The organism is Calothrix rhizosoleniae SC01, from assembly GCF_900185595.1.
Taxonomy (GTDB): Bacteria; Cyanobacteriota; Cyanobacteriia; order Cyanobacteriales; family Nostocaceae; genus Calothrix_A; species Calothrix_A rhizosoleniae.
The window spans coordinates 1-6,699 of sequence record NZ_FYBH01000040.1; the positions used below are offsets into that span (position 1 = coordinate 1).

The window sequence follows — 6,699 nt, forward strand, 5'->3', positions numbered from 1 at the left end:
ATCCCCCGATAATGGTGGTTCTCCGGAATAACCTTGCTCGTTAGGTTTTATTGCTCGAGAAATAGTTTCATCATTGGAACCTTTATTGTGTGTGGATTGTGGTTGATAATTATGACTATCAGCATCACTTTGTGCGGTAGGTTTTATTGCTCGAGCAATAGTTTCATCATTAGAACCTTTATGTTGTAAAGGTTCAATGATGAGCGTATCTGGGATATGGGAGGAACTAATATTACCCCTTTGAGATTTAGCTGCAATTTGCAAAGCTTGATTTAGTTCATCAACAGTTGCAAAACGTTCTTCTGGTTTTTTTCTGAGACATTTCATTACTACAGCTTCCAACTGTGGAGATATATATTCACTATCAGGTTGTAATAATGATGAACGCAATGGTAGTGGTTGTTCATGTGTGTGAGCAAGTACCCAAGATGTCTCACTAGCTTTATTACCTTTGGCTGTTAAGCCAAAAGGATCTACTCCACTTAGCATTTCATAGATTAAAAGTCCTAAGCTGTATATGTCTGACCTTTCATCCAGATTTTCATCATTTTGTAACTGTTCCGGTGCAGCATAACGAAATGTACCTACAAATGTCTTAGTTAAGTTTGTCTGTTCTACAGATTGATTGCGGACTTTCGCAAGACCAAAATCTAAAATTTTTACCCATTCACCCAAATCTGTAGGTACAAGAAATATATTATCTGGCTTTAAATCACGATGAATTACTTTAATTCGCATTCCACCTTCTTGTTGTAGAAGAACTCCCTGATGAGCAAGTTGCAAACCTTTACAAACTTGAGAAATGATTGCTTTTGTCCTCTCAACAGATAATCTTTTTTCTTGCAACATCAAATGTCTTAGGGTTTGTCCGCGCAAATATTCCATTACATAAAATGGATAACCTTCACTGGTAAACCCACAATCACTAATTTTCACTATATGTTCGCTTTGCAGGGCTGCACAAACTGCTATTTCGCGCTCAAAACGCTTCCTCATTTCAGATGAACTAACTAGTGTATCTTTGAGCAATTTTAATGCTACTTCTTGCCCTACACGGGTATCCATCGCGACAAATACCTCTCCCATCCCACCCCCGCTTAATCTTCGATCCAAACGATATCGTTGATTGTCACCAACAAGACGACCAAGCCAAGGATTTGAGGAATGGGAGGAACTCATTACAACCTTCCTAATTTATTGCAAATTATTATCTTAAGCTCAATTTTAAGCAGTAATCAAGTATATTTTAAAGTGTAATTTAAATTGTAAGGTAAAGTATATCTGATGTAATATTTAGTTAATTTTCTCAGTTTAACCTAATTGATTATATAGGAATCTGGTTTGATTATGGAAAAAATCAAATATGAATCCTATCTCAAGTCTCTTTTCCTAGTACAATACGATGGAAAGAAATCGACCATTACTCAAGGCTCAAAGTGTTTAATTACAAGACTTTCAACTTACGATAGGCTTATGAGTAAAGTACATACTTTAAGTTAAAACTTAAAGCTAGAAAGCTTGAATGTTTAGACTTATGGTGTACTGGATACAAGTGAGAAATAGCAGATAACAAATTCATGAAATTCAAATATTGAAGTATAAATATTTGTTGTTTGCTAAATCTAGTAACAATTCTCAATAATTGATTGAATTTCCACCCTATTGAGAATATCATCACAATTTCTTCCCTAGTTTTTACAAAACTATAGAAATCCGGTTTGATTATTGAAAAAATCAAATATGAATCCTATATCAAGTTTCAAATCATTGAATATGGTAATAGTTTTGAGAAACCATAATTCCATACATTTTATTTTGAAAATGATATGAGTAATGCACTCTCTATCGCTGCTGTGACAGCAGTACTGAAGCACATACTGGAAAATGGAATGGTTCGAGATGCGATCGCCAAAAGTGTTGGTGATGTAATTGTAACGGCTATACCACCTGACACAATCTCAGTTGGAATTGATGAGAGAGCTCAACTAAACCTCTTTCTTTATCAAGTTTCACAAAATAGAAATGTAGATTGGATATCTCAAGAGTTTCGCGATATATACTCTAAAAGTAGGGAAAATCAACATCCTAAACATCCACCCCTAGCTTTAGACCTTCACTATTTATTAACAGCTTACGGTTCAAAAGATTTTCAAATTGAACTGTTGCTGGGATATGCAATGCAACTATTGCATCAAACACCTACTATTACATCGGATACGATTAAAAGTATTTTAAATCATGTCTGCGAAGTCAATGCATCTAGTATTTTTTCACAAGCTTTAGTTAGCATAGATGTATCTAATTTAACAAAAAAATTGGGTAATATTAAGTTATCTCCACAATTTTTGAACATGGAAGATAACTCTAGGTTATGGTCAGCATTGCAAACTCATTATCGACCTTCTGCTAGTTATCAGGCATCAATGGTGTTAATAGATACAATTTAATCAACTATAAGGTAGTCACCAATCAAAATGATTATGAATATTGATAACTGGTATGAAGCTAATCATCATTACATCTTAGCAGCTGTAGCAGTAGCCCGTGGTGCGGTGGAAAAACATGCTGCAAGGGACAAAAGTATCCTAGAATGGCAAGAAGAACAGAATACTAGGCAAGAAACTTTATTATTAGCTGCAAAGGCAATGCCAGCAACATCATCTTTGGATAAGTTATGTACAATATTTCAACTATCTAAATTTGAAAGAAATATTTTACTGCTATGCGCTTGTATGGAACTTAGTAGTAATTTTCATATTTTATGTGCGAAGGCTCATGGAGAAACACAAAGAACTTGTCCCACATTCAGTTTAGCCTTTGCTGCGTTTCCAGAGCCTCATTGGGATGCGATCGCACCCCATGGAACTTTAAGACGTTGGCGGTTAATTGAAGTTGGAGATGAGAAAGCATTAACTTTAGCTCCATTGAGGCTTGATGAGCGTATCCTACACTATCTTGTTGGGGTTGAATCTAATGACGAAAGATTAACAGGTTTGATTGAGTCATTTGAGAGTAATCAGGTTTTGGTGTCATCACATCAAAAAATAGTACAGCAGATTGTAAGTATGTGGTCTTATACCCGTGAAAGTAAGGGAATTTTGCCAGTTGTGCAACTATGTGGAACAGACACTACCAGCAAATGTGCGATCGCTTCAGAAATCTGCAAAATTTTGGGTAGAAAGTTGAAAATCATATCTGCTCCAATTGCACAATCCATTCCTAGCGAAGTAGAGAGTCTAATTCGTTTATGGGAAAGGGAAGCTATTTTAAGTGAAAGCGTCTTATTCTTGAATTGTGACAAAATTGATAGTAGCGATGCAACTCGTGTTGACACTATCGAAGGTTTGATTGAACGAATCAATGGTTTCTTGTTTGTTGCTAGTCAGGAAAAACTCCACATTACACAACGTCCAGTAATTAGTGTAGACATTTGTCACCCAACAACCGACGAGCAGAGGTTGCTTTGGAAAAATAATTTAAATCAATTTACTTCTGAGTTGAATGGTCAAGTTAAGAAGTTAATTGCTCAATTTAACCTCAGTCCTGCAAAAATCCACTCTGCTTGTGTTGAAACTACAGCTAGGTTAAACCAACAACCTGAAAGTGATTTAGGCACTGCATTATGGGATGCTTGTAGAGTGCAAGCACGTCCTCGTTTAGACGAACTTGCTCAACGGATTACTGCTACAGTAAACTGGCAAAATTTGGTTTTACCTCCAGCACAATCAGAAGTTTTAGATGAAATTGCTGCTCATGTACGGCAAAAATATACTGTATACCAAGAATGGGGATTTGGGACTACCAGTTCACGAGGACTGGGAATTAGTGCCTTATTCGCCGGTCCATCCGGTACTGGTAAAACCCTAGCATCTGAGGTATTAGCTCAAAAGCTAAGTCTAGATTTATACCGGATAGACTTATCTTCAGTGATTAGCAAATATATTGGCGAAACAGAAAAGAACTTACGACGAGTTTTTGATGCAGCTCAAGAAGGAGGAGTTATATTACTCTTCGATGAAGCCGATGCATTATTTGGTAAACGTTCCGAAGTTAAAGACAGTCGCGATCGCTATGCAAATATAGAAGTAAGTTACCTGTTACAACGTATGGAATGTTACCCAGGACTAGCAATTCTGACAACTAATTTCAAAAACTCAATAGATACAGCATTCATGCGACGCATTCGTTTCTTAGTACAATTTCCCTTCCCAGATGCTGCTCAAAGAGCCAAAATTTGGCAAAGTATTTTTCCCAAAAGTACTCCTGTAGAAAATTTAGATATAGATAAGTTAGCCCGGTTAAATGTAACAGGTGGAAATATTCGTAACATTGCTCTGAATGCAGCCTTTCTTGCTGCTGACTCTAAAGAGCCTGTACAAATGAAACATATTTTGCGTGCAGCACGCACAGAATATATCAAATTAGAAAAATCTTTAACAGAAGCAGAAATAAGTGGTTGGGTTTGATGCTAGGGTGTTGTCCTCATAAAGCGCTACATTTTTAGACGTGTCACGAAGAGGCAGGGGAGCAGGGAGCAGGGGGCAGGGAGCAGGGGGAGAAAGAGTTTGGGTGATTTTTGCATGGATGACAATATCATAAGTAATCAGGCGGACATGATATCAGTCCACTACCGCTCAAACTGTTGTCTGTGGGATAAATCATCAAAAATATTAGACCTTAGTCTCTAATCTTTCCTCGTCTAAATCTGTATACTTATCACTGAGTAACTTCTGGTGTAGTAGTTTACCTTGAAACGCTGACGCAAAAGGGGTGGGTAAGATGAGCGATCGCAAACAAGTTTCCCGCAAGAAAAAAACAGCATCAAATTCTAGCAATCCGTCTTTAGCGCCGAATATACCAAGTTTGCCTAGCCCAAAGCAAAACTATGGTTTGGAGCTCAATCAAACTACACCTAGAACAGTACATTTGGAAACATCTGAGTCAATTGGACAAGTTACTGACGAGCAGGAAAATCAAGATAATATTAGGTTTAATGAATCACCTCTGGGAGATTTTAATATCCTGGAAAAAGCTTCGATTTTTCGTCCCCAAGAAAAGGTTCAACGTCAAGAAGAGTTAGAGCAAGAAGAAGATTCCGAACTGATTCAAACCAAATTAAATGTTTCCCAAGTGGGAGGTAAACAAGAAAGTGCATCTGAGCGATTGTCTAGAAACTTTCAGTTGCAATTAAATGAAGAGGATAAGTTAGATAAACCCATTGAAAGCTTTAATTATCTGGAGAAAGCTTCGATTTTTCGTCCCCAACAAACATATCAGTTAGGGAGTCCAAGGGAAAAGGAGTTGATTACCCATGAGTTGACTCATCTGGTACAGCAGAATGGTGGAGCATTACAACGGGCAGGTGACTATAGCGGATTGCTTCCTGGTCACGAGACATATAGTGATTCCTATGAGTTCCAGAATCAAACAAAAACCGATTTTACCTATCACCATATCATTCCCGAGAATAAGCTTCATTTAGTAATTGGTAAACTCAAAGAACTCCTAAAAGGAGATGACATAGAGGAATTATCAGAGAAAAAGACCCAGCTTCAAAATACAGCACAAGAACAATGGCTATCGAGCCGCACCAAAAACACTGTATATGCTATTAATGCTGAATTTTCCGACTTTGGAGTAGAACTGTCAGAATCACAAATCAAATCTATCCTTAGTGGGAACAGAACAATAGATCCAATATTTACAGAGGTAGAGGAAATAATAAAAACTCAAGTTACTAAGAAGATTAAGACCGACTCGGCTAAGAAACGAGATAACCTAATAAAATCATTCAAAAAATTATTTAATCAGGATAAGATTATGATTAAATGGAGTAATGATGAAATTCAGAAAGACGTAAAAACAATCGTTGAAAATAATCAAATTCGCATATTTTTTAACCCATTTTTTCAGGAAGATCCTATTAAAGATATTATAGCTAATCATAAGCCTAAGGAGAATAAGAAAAACAAGTCTACCGAACCACCTACACCTAATAAGGGAGCTGTCATTAAAGAAATAGAAAAATATTGTAAAAATAATATAGAAGAATTTTATCAACGAGCGTGTAAACTGATAACAGAAAACTCATTCTATGTTTCTGGTAGTCGCACATTAAAGGCTTATCTCCGCGATAATGCACTACCAAGAGAAGATCAAGACGAACTAGAAGACGCTGTTGCATGGAATCCAGGTAATATCCACCGAGGTCCAAAGTCCGATCTGCGTCCAAATCCTAAGACTCCGGGATTTGATGAATTACTAGATGATGGAGGAGAAGAATTTGAGAAAGCGGCACAAAATTTGGTAACAAAAGAACATTATCAAACACTAGAGAAACTAAATACCAATATAGATAATTTTCTGGGGAACTACAATAATAATAATTTACAGATGAAGATACAAGCAGCGACAACTATTGTTGAACAAATGTTGGATATACAACAGCAAGGATTAACTAAATTCAATCAAGAACAATGGGAGGAAGTAAACCTAAATAATGAACAGAAAATGAGGGTTAAGGAGAAATCAAAATAGAATTTTAATACTAGGGAGGGTATGATGCACCACTATGACGGAGCAGCAAATTAGCAGCCTATTTTTGTAGTGACTGTCTTGGTTGTCAAGCGATCGCTCATTTAGAAATTTCCAATTTTTCAAATATCCCAAAAATATCCTATATTAAGGGCGCAAGCCTTC

4 protein-coding genes are annotated in these 6,699 nt (G+C 36.7%); 3 read left to right on the forward strand and 1 reads right to left on the reverse strand.

What is annotated here, in order from left to right; all coding sequences use genetic code 11:
- On the reverse strand, positions 1-1,179 hold a 1,179-nt coding region (locus tag CALSC_RS02120; RefSeq protein ID WP_143288127.1), incomplete at its 3' end, for a serine/threonine protein kinase.
- 647 nt (positions 1,180-1,826) lie between these two features.
- Between CALSC_RS02120 and CALSC_RS02125 the strand changes: the two genes are divergently transcribed.
- The 3 genes from CALSC_RS02125 to CALSC_RS02135 all read left to right on the forward strand — a co-directional run bounded on the left by CALSC_RS02125 (position 1,827) and on the right by CALSC_RS02135 (position 6,537).
- Positions 1,827-2,447, forward strand: coding sequence for a DUF4255 domain-containing protein (locus CALSC_RS02125; protein ID WP_088239778.1), 621 nt, complete (start codon positions 1,827-1,829; stop codon positions 2,445-2,447).
- Between the two features lie 33 nt (positions 2,448-2,480).
- Entirely contained in the window at positions 2,481-4,466 is a 1,986-nt protein-coding gene (locus CALSC_RS02130; RefSeq protein ID WP_088239779.1) for an ATP-binding protein, read from the forward strand.
- 313 nt (positions 4,467-4,779) lie between these two features.
- Positions 4,780-6,537 carry an eCIS core domain-containing protein gene (locus tag CALSC_RS02135; RefSeq protein WP_088239780.1) on the forward strand — a complete coding sequence of 586 codons (1,758 nt, stop codon included), beginning with the start codon at positions 4,780-4,782 and terminating at the stop codon, positions 6,535-6,537.
- Positions 6,538-6,699: the final 162 nt, after the last annotated feature.